General features: G+C 67.1%; 14 protein-coding genes. 10 read left to right on the top strand and 4 right to left on the bottom strand.

Features of this window, described 5'->3' with window-relative positions; translation table 11 throughout:
• Positions 1 to 94: 94 nt before the first annotated feature.
• The 10 genes from WFK61_RS22325 (at position 95) to WFK61_RS22280 (ending at position 9,222) form a co-directional block, all read left to right on the top strand.
• Entirely contained in the window at positions 95 to 748 is a 654-nt protein-coding gene (locus tag WFK61_RS22325; protein WP_336814263.1) for a hydrolase, read from the top strand.
• Between the two features lie 2 nt (positions 749 to 750).
• Positions 751 to 1,587 carry an alpha/beta fold hydrolase gene (locus WFK61_RS22320; RefSeq protein WP_336814262.1) on the top strand — a complete coding sequence of 279 codons (837 nt, stop codon included), beginning with the start codon at positions 751 to 753 and terminating at the stop codon, positions 1,585 to 1,587.
• Positions 1,588 to 1,649: 62 nt separating this feature from the next.
• Positions 1,650 to 1,919: a XapX domain-containing protein gene (locus WFK61_RS22315; protein ID WP_336814261.1), complete on the top strand. Its 270-nt coding sequence runs from the start codon at positions 1,650 to 1,652 to the stop codon at positions 1,917 to 1,919.
• Positions 1,919 to 3,916, top strand: a complete 1,998-nt coding sequence (locus tag WFK61_RS22310) for an amidohydrolase (RefSeq protein WP_442896356.1) — start codon at positions 1,919 to 1,921, stop codon at positions 3,914 to 3,916. The genes WFK61_RS22315 and WFK61_RS22310 overlap by 1 nt, the downstream gene beginning before the upstream one ends.
• Entirely contained in the window at positions 3,913 to 4,335 is a 423-nt protein-coding gene (locus WFK61_RS22305) for a DoxX family protein (RefSeq protein ID WP_336814260.1), read from the top strand. The genes WFK61_RS22310 and WFK61_RS22305 overlap by 4 nt, the downstream gene beginning before the upstream one ends.
• Entirely contained in the window at positions 4,332 to 5,936 is a 1,605-nt protein-coding gene (locus WFK61_RS22300) for an MFS transporter (protein WP_336814259.1), read from the top strand. Before WFK61_RS22305 ends, WFK61_RS22300 begins: the two co-directional genes overlap by 4 nt.
• 71 nt (positions 5,937 to 6,007) lie before the next feature.
• On the top strand, positions 6,008 to 6,973 hold the full coding sequence (locus WFK61_RS22295) for a LysR family transcriptional regulator (protein WP_336814258.1): 966 nt from the start codon (positions 6,008 to 6,010) through the stop codon (positions 6,971 to 6,973).
• Between the two features lie 114 nt (positions 6,974 to 7,087).
• The gene (locus WFK61_RS22290; protein WP_336814257.1) at positions 7,088 to 7,798 is read left to right on the top strand and encodes an SDR family NAD(P)-dependent oxidoreductase; all 711 of its coding nucleotides are present in this window, start codon (positions 7,088 to 7,090) and stop codon (positions 7,796 to 7,798) included.
• A gap of 13 nt (positions 7,799 to 7,811) precedes the next feature.
• Positions 7,812 to 8,042 (top strand): tautomerase family protein, encoded by a 231-nt coding sequence (locus WFK61_RS22285; protein ID WP_336814256.1) that lies wholly within the window; start codon positions 7,812 to 7,814, stop codon positions 8,040 to 8,042.
• Positions 8,043 to 8,166: 124 nt separating this feature from the next.
• Positions 8,167 to 9,222, top strand: a complete 1,056-nt coding sequence (locus WFK61_RS22280) for an NAD(P)H-dependent flavin oxidoreductase (RefSeq protein ID WP_336814255.1) — start codon at positions 8,167 to 8,169, stop codon at positions 9,220 to 9,222.
• Between the two features lie 58 nt (positions 9,223 to 9,280).
• On the opposite strand, the gene WFK61_RS22275 is transcribed toward WFK61_RS22280, so the two are convergent.
• The 4 genes from WFK61_RS22275 to WFK61_RS22260 form a co-directional block, all read right to left on the bottom strand.
• Positions 9,281 to 10,627, bottom strand: coding sequence for an HlyD family type I secretion periplasmic adaptor subunit (locus WFK61_RS22275; RefSeq protein ID WP_336814254.1), 1,347 nt, complete (start codon positions 10,625 to 10,627; stop codon positions 9,281 to 9,283).
• A 44-nt stretch (positions 10,628 to 10,671) separates the two neighbouring features.
• Positions 10,672 to 12,696 carry a calcium-binding protein gene (locus WFK61_RS22270; RefSeq protein WP_336814253.1) on the bottom strand — a complete coding sequence of 675 codons (2,025 nt, stop codon included), beginning with the start codon at positions 12,694 to 12,696 and terminating at the stop codon, positions 10,672 to 10,674.
• Positions 12,693 to 14,531 carry a type I secretion system permease/ATPase gene (locus tag WFK61_RS22265; RefSeq protein WP_336814252.1) on the bottom strand — a complete coding sequence of 613 codons (1,839 nt, stop codon included), beginning with the start codon at positions 14,529 to 14,531 and terminating at the stop codon, positions 12,693 to 12,695. Before WFK61_RS22265 ends, WFK61_RS22270 begins: the two co-directional genes overlap by 4 nt.
• Positions 14,532 to 14,610: 79 nt before the next feature.
• A complete protein-coding gene (locus WFK61_RS22260) occupies positions 14,611 to 24,138 on the bottom strand; it encodes a peroxidase family protein (protein ID WP_336814251.1) in 9,528 nt (3,175 codons plus the stop codon).
• Between the last annotated feature and the right edge of the window lie 48 nt (positions 24,139 to 24,186).

The raw sequence follows: 24,186 nt of genomic DNA, 5'->3' as shown, positions 1-24,186 counted from the left end.
TCGGGCTTCGGATCGAAACGCCATACTTCACCGGTCCGGCGACCGGGACCCGCCAAGCCCTCTCCGACCTGTTCGCACAAAAGGGGGATACGATATGCCGACCGCCAAAGCCGCTCCGGGCAAGCTCCTGCTGACGCCGCAGGACCACACGCTGATTATGATCGACTTCCAGTCGCAGATGGCCTTCGCGACCAAGTCGATCGACGCCGTCCAGCTGCGCAACAACGCGGCCCTCGTCGCGCATGCCGCGGCCGGCTTCGGCGCCTCGACCATCCTGACCACGGTCGCCGAGAAGAGCTTCTCCGGCCCGATGTTCGAGGAGATCGGCCGCGCCTTCCCCGGCCAGAAGATGCTCGACCGCACCTCGATGAACACCTGGGAGGATGCCGGCGTCATCGCCCGCGTCAACGAGATCGGCAAGGGCCGCATCGTGCTCGCCGGCCTCTGGACCAGCGTCTGCATCGTCGGCCCGGCGCTGTCGGCGATCGACCAGGGCTTCGAGGTCTATGTCATCGCCGATGCCTGCGGCGACGTCTCCGACGAGGCGCATGAGCGCGCCATGGAGCGCATGGTCCAGGCCGGTGCGCGGCCGATGACTTCGTTGCAGTATCTGCTCGAGCTCCAGCGCGACTGGGCTCGCTCCGCAACCTACGACCTGACCACGGGAATCGCGAAGAACTTCGGCGGCGCCTACGGGCTCGGCATCATCTACGCGAAGACCATGTTCGGCGCTCAGGAAGGACACTGACCATGCCATTCGTCACGACGAAGGACGGCGTCGAGATCTTCTACAAGGACTGGGGGCCGAAGGACGCCCAGCCGATCATGTTCCACCATGGCTGGCCACTGAGCAGCGACGACTGGGACGCCCAGATGCTGTTCTTCCTGCACAAGGGCTATCGCGTCGTCGCCAGCGACCGGCGCGGCCATGGCCGCTCGGCCCAGGTCTGGGACGGCCATGACATGGACCACTACGCGGCCGACGCCTCGGCCGTCGTCGAGCATCTCGATCTCCGCAACTCCGTCCATATCGGCCACTCGACCGGCGGCGGCCAGGTCGCGCGCTATGTCGCCAGGCATGGCGAGCCGCAGGGCCGCGTTGCCAAGGCGGTGCTGGTCTCGGCCGTGCCGCCGCTCATGGTCAAGACGGCCGGCAATCCCGGCGGCCTGCCGATCGAGGTCTTCGACGGCTTCCGCAAGGCGCTCGCCGACAACCGGGCGCAGTTCTTCCTCGATGTCCCGACCGGGCCGTTCTACGGCTACAATCGGCCGGGCGCGAAGGTCGACGAAGGCGTGATCCGGAACTGGTGGCGCCAGGGCATGATGGGCAGCGCCAAGGCCCATTACGACGGCATCAAGGCCTTCTCCGAGACCGACCAGACCGGCGACCTCAAGGCGATCGGCGTGCCGACGCTGGTGTTCCACGGCGACGACGACCAGATCGTGCCGATCGGCGCCTCCGCGCATGAGTCGATCAAGCATCTGAAGAACGGCACGCTCAAGGTCTATCCGGGCTATCCGCACGGCATGCTGACCACCCATGCCGAGGTGCTCAACGCCGACCTGCTCGCCTTCGTGAAGGCTTAAGCCCGGCCGATTACCCGCTCCGGGGCGGCCCCGCCGCCCCGGTCGCAGCCGTGGGGGATGCGATGAAGCTCTACCTGTTCTCGCTCGGCGCCGGCCTGCTGGTCGGCGTCCTCTACAGCCTCATGAACGTCCGCTCGCCGGCCCCGCCGGTGATCGCGCTGGTCGGGCTGCTCGGCATTCTCGCCGGCGAACAGATCGTGCCGATCGCCAAGAGGCTGTTCTCGGGTCAGGGCCTCAGCCTCGGCTGGCTGCAGCGCGAATGCGGCGAGCATGTCTTCGGCGCGCTCCCGGCACGCCAGCCCACCGACGACAAGGACAAGGACCAGGCCTGATGAGCCCGACGCGTCGCCAGACCACCTTCGGCGCCGCAGCCGGCGCCCTGACCGGCCTGCTCGGCAGCGCCAACGCCCAAACGCCTGGCCCGCAATCCACCGGCCCTGGAGCCCGCCCGATGACCGCCGATCTCATTCTCCGCAATGGCCGATTCACGACGCTCGATCGCGCCAATCCGACCGCGAGCGCCGTCGCGGTCAAGGACGGAGTCTTCCTCGCCGTCGGCAGCGAGGCCGAGGTTATGGCCCATGCCGGGCCGGACACCAGAACCATCGACCTCAAGGGCCGCAGCGCCTTGCCGGGCCTGATCGACAACCATCTCCACATCATCCGCGGCGGCCTGAACTTCAACATGGAGCTGCGCTGGGATGGCGTGCGCTCGCTCGCTGATGCCATGAACATGCTCAAGCGCCAGGTCGCGGTGACACCGCCGCCGCAATGGGTGCGCGTCGTCGGCGGCTTCACCGAGCACCAGTTCGCCGAGAAGCGCCTGCCGACCATCGATGAGCTCAACGCGGTCGCGCCCAACACGCCGGTCTTCATCCTGCATCTCTATGACCGTGCCCTGCTCAACGGCGCGGCGCTCCGGGCGGTCGGCTACAGCAAGGATACGCCGCAGCCGCCGGGCGGCGAGATCACCCGCGACGCCAACGGCAATCCGACCGGCCTGCTACTGGCGCGGCCGAACGCCGCGATCCTCTATGCGACGCTGGCCAAGGGACCGAAGCTTCCCTTCGAGTATCAGGTCAACTCGACGCGCCATTTCATGCGCGAGCTCAACCGGCTCGGCGTCACCGGCGCGATCGACGCCGGCGGCGGCTTCCAGAACTACCCGGACGACTACGCCGTCATCCAGAAGCTCTCGGACGACAACCAGCTCACCATCCGCCTTGCCTACAACCTGTTCACGCAGAAGCCGAAGCAGGAGAAGGACGACTTCCTCAACTGGACGAAAACCTCGAAATACAAGCAGGGCAGCGATTATTTCCGGCATAACGGCGCCGGCGAGATGCTCGTCTTCTCCGCCGCCGATTTCGAGGATTTCCGCGAGCCGCGGCCAGACATGCCCCCCGAGATGGAGGGTGATCTCGAAGGCGTGGTGCGCATCCTGGCCGAGAACCGCTGGCCCTGGCGCCTGCACGCCACCTATGACGAGACGATCTCGCGCGCGCTCGACGTCTTCGAGAAGGTCGACAAGGATATCCCGCTCAAGGGGCTGAACTGGTTCTTCGATCATGCCGAGACGATCTCGGAACGCTCGATCGATCGCATAGCCGCGCTCGGCGGCGGCGTCGCCGTGCAGCATCGCATGGCCTATCAGGGCGAGTATTTCGTCGAGCGCTACGGCGCGGCCGCGGCCGAGGCGACCCCGCCGGTGGCGCGGATGCTGGAGAAGGGTGTCAGGACCTCCGCCGGCACCGACGCGACCCGCGTCGCCTCCTACAATCCTTGGGTCGCGCTCGCCTGGATGGTCACCGGCAAGACCGTCGGCGGCATGCGCATGACGCCGCAGCGCAACTGCCTCGATCGCGAGACGGCGCTGCGGATGATGACCGAGAAGGTCACCTGGTTCTCCAACGAGGAAGGCAAGAAGGGCCGGATCGCCATCGGCCAGTTCGCCGACCTCATCGTACCCGATCGCGATTTCTTCGCCTGCCCGGAAGAGGAGATCTCCTTCATCAGCGCCGATCTCACCGTCGTCGGCGGCAAGGTGGTTTATGGCGCCCGCGATTTCGCCAGCGCCGACCAGAGCGCCCCGCCGCCGGCCATGCCGGACTGGTCGCCGGTGCGCACCTTCAAGGGCTACGGCGCCTGGGGCGAGCCGGAGGGCGCCGGCAAGAACTCCCTGCGCCGCGCGGCTCTGAACACTTGCGGCTGCGCCAGTTCCTGCGGCGTCCATGGCCATGACCATGCCGGCGCCTGGTCGAGCAAATTGCCGGTCGCCGATCTCCGCAGCTTCTGGGGCGCCCTCGGCTGCGCCTGCTGGGCGGTATGAGCATGGCTGCGACCGATGCCGCCCCACGGACCGGCGCGCTGCGCTGGTTCGCGCTGCTCCTGCTCTGCGCCGCCTATATCCAGGGGCCGCTGACCAAGATCCTCGATTTTCCGGGCGCGCTCGCCGAGATGACCCATTTCGGCCTGACCCCGGCGCCGCTCTTCGCGGTCGGCGTGATCGTCTTCGAACTTACCGCCACCGCGATGATCCTGACCGGGCGCTGGCGCTGGCTCGCCGCGCTGGCGCTCGCCGGCTTCACACTCGCCGCGACCTTCATCGCCATCCGCTTCTGGGAGATGCCGGCGGGCCAGGGGCGGATGATGGCGACGAACAGCTTCTTCGAGCATCTCGGCCTGATCGGCGGCTTCATCATCGTCGCGCTCGACGATCTCGGGCGGCGGAAGGGTGCGGCGACATGAGCACCGAAGCAGCCTCCGGCTTCGCGCCGCTGCGCCAGAAGGTCTTCGCCGTGCTCTGGGCGGCGACGATCATCGGCAATATCGGCTCCTTCATGCGCGACGTCGCCAGCGCCTGGCTGGTGACGGACCTCTCCGGGGCGCCTGCCGCGGTCGCGCTGGTCCAGGCGGCGGCGACATTGCCGATCTTCCTGCTGGCGATCCCGGCCGGCGTGCTCTCCGACATCCTCGACCGCCGCAAATTCCTGATCGCGATCCAGGTCCTGCTCGGCTGCGTCAGCCTCGCGCTGATGGCGCTGGCGAGCCTGGGCCAGCTCAGCGTACCCGCGCTCGTGGGTCTCACCTTCCTCGGCGGCGTCGGCGCGGCATTGATGGCACCGACCTGGCAGGCGATCGTGCCCGAGCTCGTCGGCAAGGCCGATCTCAAGAGCGCGGTTGCCCTGAACTCGCTCGGCATCAACATCTCGCGCGCCATCGGCCCGGCTTTGGGTGGATTGATCCTCGCCGCCTTCGGCGCCGGCATGACCTATGGCGCCGACGTCGCGAGCTACGTCATCGTCATCGCCGCGCTGTTCTGGTGGCGCCGCCCGCCCGGCGCTGACGATGCGCTGAGCGAGCGCTTCGCCGGGGCCTTCCGCGCCGGCCTCCGCTATGCCCGGGCGAGCCGCGAACTCCATGTCGTGCTTTTGCGCGCCGCGATCTTCTTCGCCTGCGCCAGCGCCGTCTGGGCGCTGCTGCCGCTGGTGGCGCGCAACCTGCTCGGCGGGGGCGCCGGCTTCTATGGCGTCCTGCTCGGCGCGGTCGGTGCCGGCGCGATCGGCGGCGCCATCATGCTGCCGCGCCTGCGCGCCCGGCTCGATGCCGACGGGCTCCTGCTGCTCTCGGCCGCCCTGACCGCCGCCGTCATGGCGCTGCTGACGCTCGGACCGCCGCAATGGCTTGCCGTCGCGATCCTGCTCCTGCTCGGCGCGGCCTGGATCGTGGCCCTGACGACGCTCAACGGCGTGGCGCAGGCGATCCTGCCGAACTGGGTGCGCGGCCGGGCGCTCGCGGTCTATCTCACCGTATTCAACGGCGCGATGACCGCCGGCAGTCTCGGCTGGGGGGCGGTGGCGGAGGCTGCCGGCATCCGCGTAACGCTGCTGGCCGCTGCCGCCGCGCTCGTGATCGCAGGCCTCGTCATGCACAGGGTCAAGCTGCCGGCAGGCGAAGCCGACCTCGCCCCCTCCAACCATTGGCCAGAGCCGCTGGTCGCGGCGGAGGTTCCCAACGACCGCGGCCCCGTCCTGATCCTGATCGAATACCGCGTGCCGGCCGCCGACCGCGAGGCGTTCCTGCGGGCGATCCATGCGCTCTCGGTCGAGCGTCGCCGTGACGGCGCCTATGGCTGGGGCGTCACCGAGGACACCGCCGATCCGGAGAAGCTGGTCGAATGGTTCATGGTCTCGTCCTGGGCCGAGCATCTGCGCCAGCATCGCCGCGTCTCCAAGGCCGATGCCGACCTGCAAGGCGAGGTCAGGCGCTTCCATGTCGGGGAGGAAGGCCCGGTCGTGCGGCATTTCCTCCATCTGGAGGCTCCGCCCGCAGCCGTTCGGCAACCGTAACGGCAGGCCGCCAGCGCTTGACAGACGGTCGAAATCACGGAGGCTGAGCGCCAAGAGGCTGCTGGCACCGGATGGATCGCATCGACGCGATGAAGGTTTTCATCGCCGCGCTGAATGAGGGGAGCCTCGCCGGGGCGGGCCGGCGGCTCGGTCGCTCGCCGGCCGCGGTGAGCCGTGCCGTCGCTTTCCTTGAACAGCAGGTCGGCGCGACGCTGCTCCATCGCACCACTCGGGCAATCAGGTTGAGCGAGACCGGAGAGCGCTACGCCGCCGCCTGCCGTCGCGTCCTCGCCGAACTGCAGGAGGCGGAGGCCGTAGGCGCCGGCGAGCGCATCGCGCCGCGCGGCACCTTGACCATCACGGCGCCGCCGGTCAGCGGCGAGGAAATCCTGCGACCGATCATCGAAGACTTCATCGCTGCTTTTCCGGCCGTTTCGGTCGATCTCGTTCTGCTCGTACGCGGCGCCAACCTCGTCGAGGAAGGCATCGACATCGCCCTGCGCATCCTGGAACTGCCGGATTCGTCGATGACCGCGATCCGCATCGGCGGCGACGTACGGCCGGTGATCGTGGCCGCGCCGCGCTATCTCAGCCAGCATCCGCGGATCGGCGAGCCCGGCGACCTCGCCAAGCACAGCATCATCGCCTGCACGGATTTCGGGCGCGACGCCTGGACCTTTCCGCCGCCGAGAGGCGGCTCCGTGCCGCGTTCCGTCCCGTTCAGGCCACGCCTTGTCGTCAACAGCGTGCGGGCCGCCCTGGGCGCCGCTGTCTCCGGGCTCGGCGTCACCCGCCTGCTCACCTACCATGTCGCCGAGCGCGTGCAGGACGGCTCGCTCCAGCTCCTGCTCCGGGATGCCGAGCCTCCAGCCAGGCCTGTCAATCTCGTGATGCCACAGGGGCGCACTAACGTGCCCAAGGTCAGGGCCTTCCTCGACTTCGCCGTGCCGCGCCTGCGTGCGGGTTTCGCGCGGCTTTCAGCCGACTCGGCCGCTATGCGTCCTGAGCCCACACTCTTCCGCACGAAGGAAGAATGACTGCCGGACATCGGGCATTCAGCCGAAAACTGAAATCCCCAAAAATGATCCTCATCAGGCCGGAAGGGCCGGGCAGCGGCCATTCGACCGGCTGCCGCAGAGAAGAGGGTCATCATGAGCAACGAACGAAAGGTCGCCATCGTCACCGGCGCCTCGCAAGGCATCGGCGCCGCGCTGGTGAAGGGTTTCCGCGACCGTGACTACCGCGTCGTGGCGACATCGCGCTCGATCAGCCAGGGCAGCGACCCCGACATCCTGGCCGTTCCCGGCGACATCGCCGACCCGTCGACAGCCGAGGCAGTGGTCGGTGAGGCGTTGGCCCGGTACGGGCGCGTCGACACGCTGGTCAACAATGCCGGCATCTTTATCGCCAAGCCCTTCGCCGACTACACCACGGCCGATTTCGAGGCGAAGATCGCGACCAACCTCGCCGGCTTCTTTCACATGACGCAGCAGGCGACGGTGGCGATGCTGAAGCAGGGCTCCGGCCATATCGTCAGCATCACCACCAGCCTGAGCGATCACGCCATCGCCGGCGTGCCGACCGTGCTCGCCAACTTGACCAAGGGCGGCATCAACTCGGCGACCAAGGCGCTGGCGATCGAATATGCTCAGTCGGGCCTGCGTGTGAACGCGGTCTCGCCGGGCGTGATCAAGACGCCGATGCATGCGCCGCAGACCCATGAGTTCCTCGCCGGCCTGCATCCGGTGAAGCGGATGGGCGAAATCAGGGACATCGTCGATGCGGTGCTGTTCCTGGAGAGTGCGGGCTTCGTCACCGGCGAAATCCTGCATGTCGATGGCGGCCAGAGCGCCGGCCACTAAGGGAGGAAGAATCATGCCGATCGTCACCATCCAGATCACGCGCGAGGGCTCCGGCCCCGGCCGGAGCGCAGCCACCGCCGAGGAGAAGGCGAAGCTCATCGCCGGCACCAGCCAGCTCCTGCTGGACGTGCTCGGCAAGCCGCTCGACGCAACCTTCGTCGTGATCGAAGAGGTCGAGCTCGACAACTGGGGCTGGGGCGGCCTGCCCGTGCCCGAATATCGCAAGCGATGCGCGGCGCGTTAACGACAGGCCGCGATCCCGGGGCTTGCCGAATCCTGCACGGCGGATGCGCTGAGCTTCGCCTTTGAAATCGACGGCCCGGACCGGAGACTGGCACCGGGCCATCCAACCTGCGTGGGGAACCATCATGACCGGCACGACGCAATCGCGGCTGCTCGACCTGTTCGGCATCGAGCTGCCGATCATCCAGGGCCCCATGGCGGTGGCAACGACGCCGCAGATGGTGATCGCGGTCAGCGAAGCCGGCGGCCTCGGCTCGCTCGCCAGCGCACAATATGACGAAGCCGGCCTGCGCGCTGTGCTGGACACGGTGCGCGCCGGCACACGCCGGCCGATCAATCTCAATTTCTTCTGCCACACCACCCCTGCCCCCGCCCCTGATCGGCAGGCGGCCTGGCTCGATCGCCTCGCCGGCTACTATGCCGAGGCCGGGCTCGACCGCGACATGCCGAAGCCCGCGACAGGACGCACGCCCTTCGACGCGACCTCGGCCGGCGTCGTTGAGGATTATCGCCCGGAGGTGGTCTCCTTCCATTTCGGCCTGCCTGCGCCCGATCTGCTCGAACGGGTGAAGCGGACCGGGGCCAAGGTCATCTCGGCCGCGACCACCGTCGCCGAGGCGCGCTGGCTCGCCGAACGCGGGGTCGATGCGGTGATTGCCATGGGGGCCGAGGCCGGCGGCCATCGCGCCGCCTTCCTGACCGACCGGATGTCCGAACAGATCGGCACCTTCGCGCTGGTGCCGCAGATCGCCGATGCGGTCTCCGTGCCGGTGATCGCTTCGGGAGGAATCGTCGAGCGGCGCGGCGTCACTGCCGCCTTTGCGCTGGGCGCCGCCGCGGTGCAGGTCGGCACGGCCTATCTCTTCACGCCGGAGGCCGGCATCTCCGCCGTCTATCGCAAGGCGCTGGGCATGCGCGAGCGGCCGACGGCGATCACCAATCTGTTCACCGGCCGGCCGGCGCGCGGCATCGTCAATCGATTGATGTCGGAGGTCGGCCCGCTCTCGGACATCGCCCCTCCTTTCCCCACCGCCGGCACCATGCTCGCACCGCTGCGGAGCGCGGCGGAAGCGGCAGGCCGCGACGATTTCAGCCTGCTCTGGGCCGGGCAGGCCTTCCCGCTCGCCAGGCCGATGTCCGCGGCCGAACTGACCCTGGCGCTCGCCGGCCGCACGGGATGAAGCCGGTGCAGCCTCGCACGTCGCAGGCGAGATAGCCGGTCAGCCGAGCCCGTGCCGTTCACCGCTCCCGGAAGACGCGCTCCGCGTGGTCCAGCAGCGGCTTGACGAGATAGGACAGCGCGGTGCGGTCCTCGGTCGAGATGAAGACCTCGACAGGCATGCCGGGCAGCAGGCGACGGTCACCGAGCGCGATCGCCGCCTCCTCGATCTGGACCTCGCCGACATAGAAGTTCTGGCCGTTCACCGGGTCCTTCGTGGTTGCCGGCGAGATATGGGTCAGCTTGCCGGAGACCTCCGGCGTGGTGTTGCGGTTGAAGGCAGAGAAGCGCATCCGTGCCGTCTGCCCGACATGAACCTGATCGATGTCGCTGGGCGCGATGCGGACTTCGACGACCAGCTTGGCGCTCTGCGGCACGATCGTGGCCAGCCGCGCCGCCGGGGTGATGACGCCGCCGACGGTGAAGATCAGCAGCTCGTTGACCGTCCCGGCGATCGGGGAACGGATTTCCATGCGCGCCAGCCGGTCCTCGTTGGCGACGCGCCTGTCGCTCAGCTCGGAGACCTTGGCCTCGACCTGGCGCAATTCGCGCTGGGCCTCGGTGCGGGCCGTCTCGTCGATCGCGATGATCTGGAGACGGGCGTCGCTGATGCGCAGCTTGGCGCGGGCGAGCGTGGCATCGATCTCGCCGCGTTCGCCGAGCAGCCTCGCCCATTCGCGGTTGATGTTGAAGACCTTGACGCCGTCGATGAAGCCCTTCTGGAACAGGCTGAGGTACTTGGCGCGCTCGAGATCGACGAGCCTGAGCTCCTCGACCTTCGCGACCTGCCGCGATTCCAGCCCGCGGATTTCCTCACCCGACTGGACGATCGAGATTTCCAGCTGCTCCTTGCGGCTGTCGCGGTTGGCCTTGTTGCCGGTGAAGAGACGGGTCTCGCCCTCGCGGATATGCTCGACCTCGTCGGACAGTGCCGAAATCTCGGTCGGAAAAGCCACGCTCGCCAGATTGTCGCGCTCGGCGATCAGCCGGGCCTTGCGGCCGAGATTCTCGGCCAGCTGCGACCGGATGATCGAGAGCTCGGCCCGGGTCTGGACATCGTCGAGCCGGAAAAGAACCTGGCCTTCGTCGACGCGATCTCCCTGGCGCACGGCGATCGACTGGATGATGCCGCCGTCGCGATGCTGCACCTCCTTCAGGTTCTGGTCGATCTTGACCGCACCTTGCGTGACGACGGCGCCGTTCAGCGCTGCATTCGCCGCCCAGCCCCCGCAGCCGAGAACCAGGAGCAGCGCGACGGCCGCACCGGTGACGACATGGCCGCGCAGGCTGAAATTCAGGCGGCGCGCTTGCGCCTTCTTGTCCGCCTTGCCCGACACGGCGGCGAAATCGTGGTTATGAGCGTTCATCGGCATTGTCCCCTCGCCGGCCGTTCATGCGGCCGGTCTCTGCCTCAGACGTAATAGAGCTTGTGATTGCCGTAGATCTCGACCGAGAAGTCCGTGGCGTCGCTCTCCTCGACATAGACATCGACATAGGTGCGCTCGTTCTCGCCGATCTTCTCGATACGGAAGCGGAACGGGCGATCATCGCCGCTGTCGCCATAGGCCTGCTCGAAGCCATCGGAATCCCCGCCCTGGTCGTCGTCGCCGTCGTCGTCATCGTCGCGCGAACGGAGCTGGTATTGCTTGATGACGATGCGATCGCCGGCCTCCAGATCGAGGATCTGATGGACGAGGTCGTCGGTGCGCGCAGCATCGTCATCCACGGCGAAGACGAAGCGGTCATTGCCGTCACCACCGGTGAGCGTCGCGGCCTTTTCCCCGACGATGAGACAATCATCGCCGCTGCCGCCGAGGATGGCCTCGAAATCGATCACTGTGTCCTTGCCGATCTCGATCCCGACCGCCTTGCCGCGCTTCAGATCGACGGTGACGCCCTGCTCGGTCGCCGAGAGGTCGAGCGTGTCCCACCCTTCCCCGCCGTCATAGCAATCGTCGGCGGCATCGCTGGTCGCCACGACCCAGTCGTTGCCCTTTCCGCCGGACACCTGATCGCTGTCGGCGCCGCCGTCGAGAAAATCATCGCCGTCGTCACCCTTGATCTCGTCGCAGCCTTCCTGGCCGAAGAGCCGATCGGGACCAGCGCCGCCGCGCGCGCTGTCATTGCCGGGGCCGGCGAGAACGAGATCGGGCCCATCGCCGGCATCGATCTCGTCATGGCCGGGGCCGGCGTCGATGATGTCGCTGCCGGGGCCGCCAGTGATGGTGTCGTTGCCGTCCCGGCCATAGATCATGTCGTCGCCGTCGCCGCCATGCAGGCTGTCATTGCCGGCGCCGCCGTCGATGACGTCGTTGCCGGCGCCGCCGAAGACGATGTCGTTGCCCTCCCCGGCATTGATATGATCGTTGCCGGCACCGCCGACGATATGGTCGTCGCCAGCACCGGTCACGACGATGTCGTTGCCGCCGCGCGCATCGATCACGTCGTCGCCGCCAAGGCCTGCGATCTGGTCGGCGCATTCGCTGCCGAGCAGGATGTCGTCGCCCGAAGTACCGGTCACATCGAGGAACTCGAGCACGCGCAACGTCGCCGTCTGCTGCACGAGAGCCTCGCCGTCGCTGATCCAGTAGGTCAGCGTCACCGCGCCGTACCAGCCGCTCTGCGGCTTGAAGACCCAGCCGCCCTCGGTTGCGGTCAGCTGGCCACGGGACGCCTGGATTCCGACGATGGAGAGCGGGTCGGCATCGGCATCCGTCGCGCCGGCCAGCAGCGCGAGGCTGGCGATCATCAGCGTCTGGCAGCCGCCGATATCGACGAGCTGGACGGGGCCGGACACGCGAGGCGCGCGATTGCGCGGCTGTTCCGGCGTATCGTCATCGCCATCACCATCGCCCGGCCCCGGGCCGGAGCTGCCTCCACCTCCGCCACCCGAGCCACCGCCCTCCGATCCGCCGCCTGAAACGGCGGTGAAGACAAAGCCGCGCCCGCCATTGTCGTTATTGGCCGAGAAGCTAAGCCCGGCCTCGAAGATCGGCGAGGGATAGCGCGGCAGAGGCAGCTGGTCGTAGTCGATCAAGCGCGAGTCGATATTGAGGAAGTCCGGCAGCCCCGGCACCGCGACGCCCGGGCCGCCCGTGCCGATCGCCTTGACCCCGGGCGGCTCCTTGCCGAGCGCGCCGGTTTCGTCGACGTCCTTCTCCCCATCCGGCCGCTGCTCCTCGCCTTCGGCGACGCTGGGTTTGCGGGCGGCTTCCCCGGCCTGGGCTTTGTCCTCTGCGGCGGGGGGCGCCGACGCATCGGTCTTCGCCTGGCCGGGGAACAGGCTTTTGAGGTAGAGCACGACCGCCGTGAACGCGAGTGCGAACACGCCTGGCCAGCGCGGCTTCGCGGCGGGCTCCTCCTGCGCCTTCCGATAGATCTGGGCGGCGTCGGGAAGCTGCGGCTCGGTGGGTTTGGCTGCTTTGATCGAGATCATGCCGGCACCCGTCCGTGTAGGGCGGCCGGATGCTCACCGAGACCGACGGCCCGTGGCATGGAAACGCTGCGCTCGGCGCTGGCCGCAGGCGCGGAGGAAGCAGGAGCCGGCGCGCCGGGCGCGGCCGGAGCTCCGGCGCGCTGCTGCATCGGCGCGAGGATCTTGTCGCGCGGGCCGAAGGCAACGAGCTTGCCGCCCTGGATCAGGCCGACATCGTCGACCGCCTGCAGCGCGCTGGGGCGATGCGCCACGATGATGACGATGCCGCCGCGCGCCTTGACCTGCTCGATCGCGGCCGTGAGCGCGGCCTCCCCCTCGCCGTCGAGATTGGAATTGGGCTCGTCCATGATGACGAGGAAGGGGTTGTCGTAGAGCGCCCTGGCGAGCCCGATCCTCTGGCGCTGGCCGGCGGAGAGAGCCGTGCCCTGCGGCCCGAGCTGGGTCTTGTAGCCCAGCGGCAGGCGCAGGATCATCTCGTGGATGCCGGCGGCGGTCGCAGCCTCGACAACCTTGGCGGGCTCGGCCGACTCGGCGAGGCGCGAGATGTTCTCCTCGACCGTGGCATCGAGCAGCGCGACCTCCTGCGGCAGATAGCCGAGATGGCGGCCGATCGTCTCCTCCGGCCACTGTTCCAGCTCGGCGCCATCGAGTCGGACGGCTCCGCGCAGGATCGGCCAGATGCCGGTGATCGCCCGGACGAGCGTGGTCTTGCCGCCGCCGCTCGGCCCGATGATGCCGACCGCCTTGCCGGCCTGAACGTCGAAGCTCGTGTCGCTCAGCAGCACCTGGCCGCTGCCCGGCGCGGCGACGGTGATCTTGTCGATCTTCAGCGACTGGCGCGGCGCCGGCAGCTCCATCGGCTCGACCGCCTTGCTGAGCGCCGTCATCGTCTCGCGCAGGCGCTGGAAGGCCATGCGCGCCGCCACGAACGGCTTCCAGTTGGCGATCGCCTGATCGACGGGCGCGAGCGCGCGGGAGGAGGCGACGGAAGCCGCGATGATCGCGCCGGCCGAAAGCTCGCCCTTGATCGTGAGATAGGCGCCGAGCCCCAGCGTCGCCGATTGCAGCACCATGCGCAGCACGCGCGAGATCGCGCCGAAGGTGCCGCCGAGATCGCTGGAGCGGGTCTGAAGCAGGAGATGCTCGCGATTGATCTCGTCGAAGCGCGCGACGGCGCGGGGCGCGAAGCCCATCGCCTTCAGCACCTCGGCGTTGCGGGCATTGCTGTCGGCGATCGCGCCGCGCGCGACGGCCGCCTGCCGCGTCTCGTTGTTGATGCGGCGCGTCAGCACCTCGCTGAGCAAGGTCAGGAAGGTCAGCACGATGGCACCGGCGAGCGTCAGCCCGCCGAGCCAGGGGTGCAGGAAATAGACGAAGGCGAGATAGAGCGGGATCCACGGAAGGTCGAACAGGGCACCGGGCCCCTGCCCGCCGAGAAAGCTGCGAACGGTGTCGACGTCGCGCCCCCGTTCCATCGCCTCCGCCGTCGAGAAGCCCAGACGCGGCATGTCGATGGTGACGCGGTGGGCGATCGGCGCGATCTCGTTGTCGAACCGCGCGCCGACACGGACCAGCACCTGCGAGCGGATGACGTCGAAACAGCCCTGGAAGAGATAGAGGCCGATGGCGAGCGCCGAGAGCGCCGCCAGCGTCTGGATGCTGCCGCTCGTCAGGGCCCGGTCATAGACCTGCATCATGTAGAAGGACCCGGTCAGGGCCAGAAGGTTGATGAGGCCCGAGACCACGAACAGGAAGATGGCGATGCCGCGCAGGCCGCGCGTCAGCCGGGCGGCGTCGCGCTTGCGGGCGGATGAAAGCGTCTTGGACGGTGCCATTCTGGCCCCCGTAAAATGCTGGTGATGGAGGTGGACGGGTGGGCGGCCCCCTCGGTCCGCCCACCCGCTGCCGGTTCGATCAGACGATGAAGCTGTTGGCCGTCAGGTTGTGACTGCCCTTCAGGTTGATCTGGAACTCGGCATCCGTCGCCGCATCGACGTTGCCCTTGACGATCGTGTACTCGCCATCGGCCCGGGTCTCGTAGGTGACCGTGAGCTGGGCCGCGGTGGTGAAGCTCCCGCCATTGGCCAGAGTGAAGCTCTGGTTGCCGGCCTGGCTGGCATCCGCGTCGATGGCGCTGAGGTCGAGGCGATCGCCCGGCTGGAAGTCGAGGATCGTGTCGCCATCCGCACCCACGGTGCTCAGGAAGCGGAAGGTATCGTTGCCAGTACCGCCCTCCATCACGTTCACCGCGTCGCTGGCCGTGATCACGTCGCTGCCCGAGCCGGTCGCGACATTCTCGACGCTCCACAACGTATCGCTGCCGCTCTGGCTGCTCGCCGCGCTGCCGCGTCCACCAAGGCCGTTGCCGAGATCGACGGTGAGGTTCGCCGTGATCGCCGAGAAGTCGAGCGTGTCGCTGCCGTTGCCGCCGTCGATCTCATCACCGAAATAGGTGTCGTCACCGTCGCCGACCGCTGCGACGATGAGATCGTCGCCGCCGCCCGCAACCACCGTGTCGTTGCCGGCACCGGCATCGATCAGGTCGTTGCCCGCTCCGCCGAAGATCCGGTCGTTGCCGGCCTCGCCATAGAGCATGTCGACACCGCCGCCACCGAAGACCTGATCGTCGCCAGCTCCGGCGAAGACCACGTCACGCCCGTCGCCGGCATCGATGAAGTCGGCTCCGTCGCCTGCCGAGATCGCATCGGCACCGGCATCGCCGATCAGGGTGTCGTCGCCAGCGAGACCGATGAGGTTGTCGGCATTCGCCGTGCCGATCAGGACGTCCGCCGCGGCCGTGCCGGTGCGCAGGGCGCCGCCGGTCGACGGGTTCGGATTGGGCGCCGGCGTGCCGGGGCCGTCATCGTCCTCGTCATCGTCGCCGCAACCGCAGGACGGATCATCATCGTCCTCGTCGTCCTCACCGTCGTCATCCTCATCGTCGTCTTCGTCGTCGTCGTCTTCGTCGTCCTCATCATCCTCGTCGTCATCGTCGCCGGAGCCGACGGGATCATCATCCTCGTCATCTTCGTCGTCATCATCCTCGTCTTCGTCGTCATCGCCGGGATTGGTCGGCGTGCCGTCGTCGTCCTCATCGTCCTCGTCGTCGTCCTCGCCGCCATTGCCGGCGTCGTCCTCGTCATCCACTTCGAAGATGTGCTCGGCCAGATCGGTCAGGCCGGTATTGCGGGCGACGATGTCGGAGAACTCCTGGCCGTCGATGAACTCTTCATAGAAGTCGAAGGCTTCGAGGCGGTCCTTGTAGTAGAACCGATCGGCTTCCTGCAGGCGGTCGAACTGCTCGTGCAGGACGACCCAGAAGGTCTGGCCGACGATGCCGCCATTGACGTGCTGCTCGGCGAGGCCACCCAGCCAGAAATCGACCCGGTCGATGCCCTTCACGGTGTTGCCGTTGACGAGCTGGATGTCGGGATTCGCGGCGACGAAGGCTGCCAGCTTCGCCGGCGTGTCGAGCACGAGGTCGGGATAGGCTTGCTTGAACTGCGCGATCACCGCGTCGCTCAGGCCGTTGCGCTGCTGGAAATCCTCCCAGGACTGGTAGGCCGACATGTTGCCGGCGAACCCGACCGCTTCCCGGACATAGGAGTTCGTCGAGGTCGCGAGGTCGTTGCGGATCTGGTTCAGCGTTCCCAGGCCGACATCGCGGCCGCGGGCCAGGTTGAAGGAGAACAGATCGGCCTGGATGCGGACGAGGTCGTTGCGGACCGCGTCGACGATGTTGAAGTCGACATCCTCGGCCGGCTGCGCCGCGACACCCTGCAGGATCGCGCCGACGCCGTACTGCGCATAGCCGGGCTGCGGGACGTAGCCGGGAGGCAGCGGGTTCGGGAAGGCGGAGGCGTCGTTGGTCGGGTTCAGGAAGGCATCGACGAGGCTGACCTGCTTGGGCTGCCCGTTGGCATCCATCACCGTCAGAGTCTGGCCGATCAGCGAGTGACCGAAGCGGAAGGCCGCCGCGGCGAACTCGTGGCTGACACCGGCATCGGCCTCGGCATTGTAGCCGTCATGGCCATGGTCGCCGCCGGTGCTGCCGTCGCGAGACCGCAATCCGCCGAGCAGGGTGTCGGCGTATTCGTTGAACACGACGCGCTGGTACTCAGCCTCGTTGATGATCTTGGCCGCGTCGAAGAGCTCCTGCTCCGTCCCCTCGAAACCGGCGGCCTCGAGCTGTTCGGCATGGAAGTTGTGGTTCCGCGCCCAGATGGTGTGCATCGAGGTGAGCGCGAAGTTCTCGTTGGTGCGGCCGTCGCCGGCGACATAATGGTCGAGCAGGCTGATGAAGGGATTGCTGTCGAGCAGCAGGGCCTGGCCGGACCCCATGAAATTGGCGGCCAGCTTCGAATAGACCTGCGGATCGAACCCACCGAACTGATCGACCAGATCGCCCGTGACGCCCTCCGAGATCGGATAGTTGGAGTAATAGTCGCGGAAGGCGATCTGGCCACCAGGCAGCGACGGGTCGTGGAAGACCGTGTTGTTGACCCAATGATGCTGGATCGCCTCGCGCAGCGTCGGCAGCAGGCTGAAGGTCGGGTTCGACGGGTCGGGCGCTCCCTTCAGCAGATGCGAGGTCAGGCCGCCATTGCCGTCGCCTTCGCGCAGGAACTGCGTGACGAGGTTGTGCGAGCCATAGGCCTGATTCTGGTCGACATAGGCCGAGGTCTTGTTGAGGTGCTGCGGCACGCCGCCCTCGGTGGCGTAGACCTCGCCGCGGGTCAGGTCGGCCGGGTTGCCCTGGCCGGGATGGCCGGTGCCGGGCGCGCCGATCTGGATCGTGCCGTTGGCGGCATTCTTCGGCAGGAAGTCGAGGCCGTGATCGACATACTGGCCGAACGCCATGAAGAAGATGTTGGCGTCGTTGCCGGCATGCGGCAGGCCTGCCTCCTGCGCCCCCAGAATGTTCGAGATCGCCCGGGGATCGAGCCCGTCATAGATCGGGTTGAGGTCGCGATTGCCGATCGAGGCATCGGCCGCGCCGTAGCGCGCATCCGTCAGCCGGATGAAGGGCGTGTCGGCCTGGCCGGAATGCGGGTTCTCCTCGTTGTTGCCGTGTCCGGAAACCTCGCGCGGTCCAAGCGCGCCTTCGGCATCGTCGTCATCGTCGAACGGCAGCTGGCCGTTGACCAGCTTCTTGAGGCCCTCCAGATCGCGCGCCGTCATCTCGAAGGCGCCGCGCGGCAGCTCCTGCTCCTCGCGGATTACCGGAATCCCGGCTGAGGCGAAGGTGATTGAGTGCGTGCCGTTCGAGAGCGTCGTCGTGCCGTTCGCGTTGGCTGTGCTGGTATAGTCGGCGAGCGAGGTTCCCTGAGCCAGCTCGATCACGTCCTGCGGCCGCAATGTGCCGACGACGGTGTCGTTGCCGCCGTTCGAGCGGAAGACGATGCGGTGGGCAGATTGCAGGCTGGAGATGTCGACCGTATCGTTGCCGGACTCGCCGTTGATGGTGATAGTGCTGAAAGACAGGCTGGTAGGCGAGAAGTCGCCGACCGCCTGGACCGTGTCGGTGCCCTGCCCCGTGTTGATCGTGATCTCTTCGATGTTGTCGAGTTCCGCGATCACGTTGCCGTTGCGGGTGATGACGATCTCCGTTTCCGGACGCAACGTCGCGAGGAGCGCGGCCGGCACGGAGGCACGGGCGTAAACCACGAAGTTCTCTGCGGTCGCGTTGCCGTTCACGACGAAGCGATCGAGGGCGCCGGCGCCACCATCGACGAAGTCGCGGCCGTCGGTGCCGGTCTCGATCACGATTGGCCCCAGCACGAAGGCCGTCGCCGTCCAGTTGATCGTATCGTTACCTGCCCCGGCGAAGATGATGTCGTTGCCGCCGCCGCCGTTGAAGGTGCTGTTGGCGCCGTCGCCGATCAGAATGTTGGCGCCACCGTTGCCGTCGATCGCTCCCGCCACGTCGCGGGTGACGGTCGCCTGGCCGCTGGCCGTCGCCGCTCCGTCGCTCGCGGTGTAGTTGAAGGTGCCGTTGGCGGCGGCGTTGTCCGTCACGGTGACGGAGCCTGGGTTCGCCGCGAGGCTGACGGAGGTCAGCGTATTGCCGGCCACGGCCACCGCGGTCACATCGAGAGCCGTTCCCTCCGGATCGGCGTCGTTCACCAGCAGCGCCCACTCCGGCACCACGAAGGGGGCCGTCCCAGCGTTGGTGAAGATCGAGTCGTTGGTCACACTCGGCGCGTCGTTGACCGGCGTGACGTGGATCGTCGTCGTGGCGACGTTGCTGTCGAGCAGCGTGTCGGCGACGGTGACCTGCACGATCCGGTCGACCGGGCTCGGGTTCTGCGAGTTGTTGCTGAAGGTGACTGCCTGGATGGCCGCCTGGTAGTTGGCGATGCTCTCCACGCCCGTCATCACGATGGTCACAACGCCCGGGACCGAGGTGTCGATCGTGCGGGTGATCGTGCCCGGAAGATCGGTGGGTGCCGCCAGCGAGTCGCCCGGCTGTGCGTTGGTGAGCACGATCCTAGCGGAGCTGATGAGCCCGGAATTCTCGACGATGCCGGGCAGCGACGCGATCGCGACCGCGTTGCCGTCCTCGACGAAGGTCACCTCGTGGTTGATGCTCGCCGCGGCGGCAGGCACTTGGACCGCGATCGACAGGTTGTCGATCGTGACCGAATCCTGGCCCGAATTGTTGTTTGTCCCGCTGACCGTGAAGCGGATGATGCCGTTGGCCGTGAACGGTCCTTCGAGCTGGATGGTCGCCGTGCCGGTGCCCGAATCGCCGTCGATCACCTCGACGGGCGCGAAGTTGACGCCGTCGGCCGCGAAGAAGACCGTGACGATCTCGCCCGCGTCGAAGCTGTTCTCCGCGTAGCTGAAGGAGAGGGTGGCCGCACCGACCCCGCTGAGATCGACGCTGCGCTGGATCGTCGCGTTGCCGAGCCCGGTGTCGTTGTCGTTGTCGCCGAAGCGCAGGGCGCCGCCGGTCATCCGGATCTGACCCGTCACCGCGGTGGCGCTGCCGTCGTCACCGCTTTCGCTCCAGTTCGTCGCCCAGCCGCGCGTGCCGTTCGAGCCCGCGAAGCCGCCGCTGGCGAAGTTGTCGGCGCTGTTGCCGCCGGGGTCGAAGGCGTTGAGCCGGAGCCGGGGCGGGGTCAGCTCGATGGTCTGGTCGGCGAACTGCAGCAGCTCGACGTTACGGACCTTGTCGGTGCCGTCGGAGGCCAGGCCGGCGGTGACGGTGATGTGGCTGACGAGGAGCGAGCCGTCGGCGTCCCGCGTGATGGTGTAGTTCGCGAAGTCGTCGCCGAAGACCGCGGTGTCGATGCCGCCGTCATTCTCCGGGGTGAGGATCTCGCGGACGATGTTGAGCTGGGCAGGGTTGATCGCGCCGGACAGCATCAGGCTGGTCAGCGGCTTACCGACCCAGGAGTCGAAGACGGCGAGCTGCTGGGGAGTGAACTCCGCCCTCTGCTCGGGGGTGAGCACGAGCCGGACCGGATCGCCGAGCTTGTCCACCGTCGCGATTTCGGTCTCGCCGTCGCTGATCGCGATGCGCACGTTGAGCCAGGCGTCGCCGTCGATCACGTCGTCGCCGCCGCGGCCCTCGATCGTGTCGCTGCCGGCGCCGCCGAGCAGGATGTTGCCGTCGTCGAAGGCGACGACCGCCTCGAGATCAACATTGGGGCCGGTGGGAGCGGGCGCGGCCCAACTGCCGAGGATCTCCCTCAGGCCGGTGATGCGATTGACGCCTGCCTGGCTAAGCTGGTGGCCGACCATCGTGTTCTCGGCACCGGCAAGGCCGCCGGCCCCCTCGGCACCGCCCTCCCCGTCTCCCTGGTCGGGAGCGGCGCGGTTGTCGCCCTTCAGCGAGTCGTTCTTGTCCCAGCCCGAGAGCGCTTCCACCGCGTCGAAGCGATCGCGCAGGATGTCCTGCTGGTCGGTGGTGAAGATCGGGACGAGGAGGTCCGAATCCGCCGCCTGCGAATTGCCCTTGTGGATCGCCCAGTCGAAGCCGAGCATGCCCTCGTTGCGCATCACGCTCTCGCCCTGGACCATGATGTCGTCGCCGGATTCGGCGTCGAAATCATGTTCGTCGGTGCCGGCGAACATCACGTCGTGACCGAGGATGGTCGAGTTGAAGAACAGTTCGGAATTGTCGCCGGCCGTCGTGTCGAAGCCGCCCCCGCCCTCGATCCAGTCGTCGCCCTCGTTGCCGAGCAGGAAGTCGCCGCCCTCGCCGCCGAGGATGAAGTCGTCGCCGAGGCCGCCGAAGGCCTCCTTGCCGTCCGGCCCGGTGATCAGGACGTCCTTGCCCTCGTTGCCGAAGATCAGGGCCAGGCCGCTGCCGCCATGGATGACGTCGTTCCCGGCCTCGCCATGCAGCATGTCGACTTCGCCGATATCGGTGCCGCTATTGGTGATGATGTCGTCGCCGTCGCCGCCATGGATCTTGTCGACGCCGTAGCCGGCCTCGATCCGGTCGTTGCCGCCACGGCCCCAGACGGTGTCGTCGCCGCCGCCGGCCACGATGATGTCGTTTTCCGTCGTGCCCTGGATCAGGACGTGATCAGCCGTGTTGACGCGCACCGAGCGCGCAATCTGCACACCCACGGTGTTGTTGGCGAGGAGGACGTCGCCGTTGTTGTCTGTGACGAAGGTGCCGTTGGAGTTCCGCTTATATTCGATCAGGTTGCCGTTGGCGTCGCGGCGCTCGACGAAGGCTGAGAGCGCCTGGAGGAACGGGTCCTCCTGGACGGCCTCCGGGATCCCGAACTTCGCCTGGTCGCGGGCATCCATGTAGATGACGTGATCAGGAACCGAGAAGATGTCGCCCGGGAGAGCGTAACCCGTCTCGCCGAGATCGGTGTTGTTCAGCACCATCTTGGCGAAGGAGTTGTTCTCGAGCTCGTTGAGGAAGTTCAGGCCCTGGACGCGCGACAGATAGTAGAAGCGGTCGCCGTTCTGCAGGTTTTCGAGCTGGAGTTCGAACACGAAGGAGAAGGTCGAGCCGAGCATGCCGCCGAAGGGCATCTTCTTCTCGGCCAGGCCGCCGACCCAGAGGTCGACGAGATTGAGGCCGCCGAGCGTGCCCTCCGGATCGGGATCTTCACCCGGCGTCGTGCTGGTATAGCCGGCGGCCCATTTGCCGGTGGCATTGAGGAAATCGAGGCGGTCGGCCGGCGCACCCTCACCGCCGAAGACGAGCTTCATCGCCGCGTCGCGCTTGGCGTCGACGGTCGTCGCGCCCGTGATCGTCTCGTGCGTGCCATAGGCCGCGATGAAGTTCACGATCGAGGCCGGGTTCTTCAGGTTGAGGGCGAAATCGGTCCAGCTCGTATAGGGATCGAGCTGGCTGTCGCCATTGGCGATCGTCCTGAACTGCGCGCGCGCCTCGTTCAGCGAGGGCATACCGGTGTCGCGGCCGCGAGCGATATTGATCGCCGCGAGGTCGAGCGGGATGCCGACGAGCTGGTTGCGCAGGACATGCGTCACGAACTCGTCGATCTCGTTGCCGACCTGGCTGGTCATGCCGCGCACGATCGCGCCGGCGGCCTTGTCGTGGTCGATCGTCGCGGAGCCGAAGGCAAGCGGGTTCAGGAAGGCGTTGAACAGCTTGAGGCTGCCAGAATCTGAACCGTTGGCATCGACGATATCGACGGTCTCGCGCAGCATCGAATGGCCGAAGCGATAGATGACATGCGCGAACTCGGCGAAGATGGCCGGATTGATATCGGTCGACGGGTTGAAGACGAAGGCGTCCACATCCGGCTGGACCTTGCGGGCGAACTCCTCGAAGACGAGGTGCTGATACTGCATCTCGGTCGTGAAACGGGCCGCCTGGAACAAGCGTTCGCCGTCCCATTGCAAGGTTGCGAGATTGGCAGGCAGCGCGGTGATCGGCGCCTGAAGCCATTCGCTGATGAAGGCGAGATCGCCCGAGGCGAGCACCTTGGTCTTGATCTGATCGACGGTATTGTTGTGCTCCGAGTGGAACACATGGTGCACCGCCGAGAGGCCGATATTCTCGTTGCCGCGCCCGTCGCCGGTGACATAGTGGGCGTCGAGCAACTCGTCGTCATACGATGTTTGCCGGCCACGGTTGTCGAACCCGCCAGAATATCCGACAGCGGAATCACTGTCCTCCTGCAATATCCCACCGATCGAGACCGGAACGGCGGCGTGAGCGATGTCGTCGATGAAGGCATGGCCGGTACGCAGCGCTCCCGTCGTGGGCACGAGTGCGAGAGGATTGCCCTCGACGAGGATATCGTCCCCGCCTCCGAAGGCGCCGTCTCCGCCCAGACCCATCACGATCTGCGGGAAGCCGTGGTCCCCGCGAACAAACTCACCGTATTCGTCCACGGCAAAGAGCGGGATGTTGCCGATATCGGCGTCGGTCAGATCGAAGCCGAGCAGCTTCGCCTGATCCTTGACGTCTTTCCAGGTCGCGAGACCGCTCTCGCCGGAGAGCAGCTTGCCGGTCGCAAGCGGCACGCCCGTCGAGAAATCATACTCGCGCATGAACAGCTGCTTCGACGCCGTCGAGCTGTAGGTCTGGTTCTGGTCGACGAAGGGGGTCGTCAGGTTGTCCGCACCGGGCGTGGTGCGCGTCAACACCATGAAATTGGTGTGTGGCGAGTCCGGCCTGTAGAGCGGATCGTCCGGGCTTAGCGGGATATAGATCGCGTCCCCCTTCTTGGCGACGAGATCGAGGCCGTGATCGAAGAACTGGCCGAACAGCGTGAACCAGGAATTGAAAGGAGCCGACAGGCCTTCGTCCGGCGCGACATTCGGCAGGATGATGGTGTGGGTCGTCTGCTCGAATTCGATGCCATAGTCCTCGGCGAGGTCTATGGTCGCGGCAAGCGCGGTCGCGGCCTGAGCTTCGAGAAGCAGCGCTTCAGCGTTCAGCGGGGCCCAGCTCGGCAGCGGCTGGCCCTGAGGATCGAAATTCGCCGGAGCGTTGGCGATCGCCCGCGCCGCGGCCGCTGCCTTGACGGGGGCGTACTCGTCGTTGATGTCGATCAGCGCCGACCGGAGCGCTTCGCCGCTCAGGCCTGCATGCACCAGAGCCGCGTAGATCGCCGCCGGGTTCGCGAGGGTTTGGTCGACGATCAGGTTTGAGATCAACCGCGGATCGGCATCGACAACGGGGCCGGATGATTCATAAATGTCGCGATAGGATAGCTCGGCCAGATGGATGAAGGAGTTGTCGGCGGCGCCCCATTGGTCGCGGCCCGCGACCATGTTGTTGTAGCTGCCATCGACGGTCCGCAGGCCGTAGGGGGCGAGCGGGTGGCTGATGGCCAGAACCGCTCCATCGTCAGTCGACTGAACGACATCGCCGGCCGCGTTGACATAAATCTCGTCGAGCGGTGTTGGGTCGGAGGAATGCGCTCCGGAATGCGCTTCGGCGATCTTGATCTGGCGGAGGATGAACTCGAGATCGTGCCTGACGATATTGACCATAGCCGTAACCCCCAAAAGCGACGCGCGAAAACCCGGCCGCGGAGAGCA

Source organism: Allobosea sp. MMO-172, assembly GCF_037147855.1.
In the GTDB taxonomy this organism is placed as follows: Bacteria; Pseudomonadota; Alphaproteobacteria; order Rhizobiales; family Beijerinckiaceae; genus Allobosea.
The sequence above is the reverse complement of the archived record's forward strand: the minus strand, read 5'-3'. Positions and strand labels throughout refer to the sequence as shown.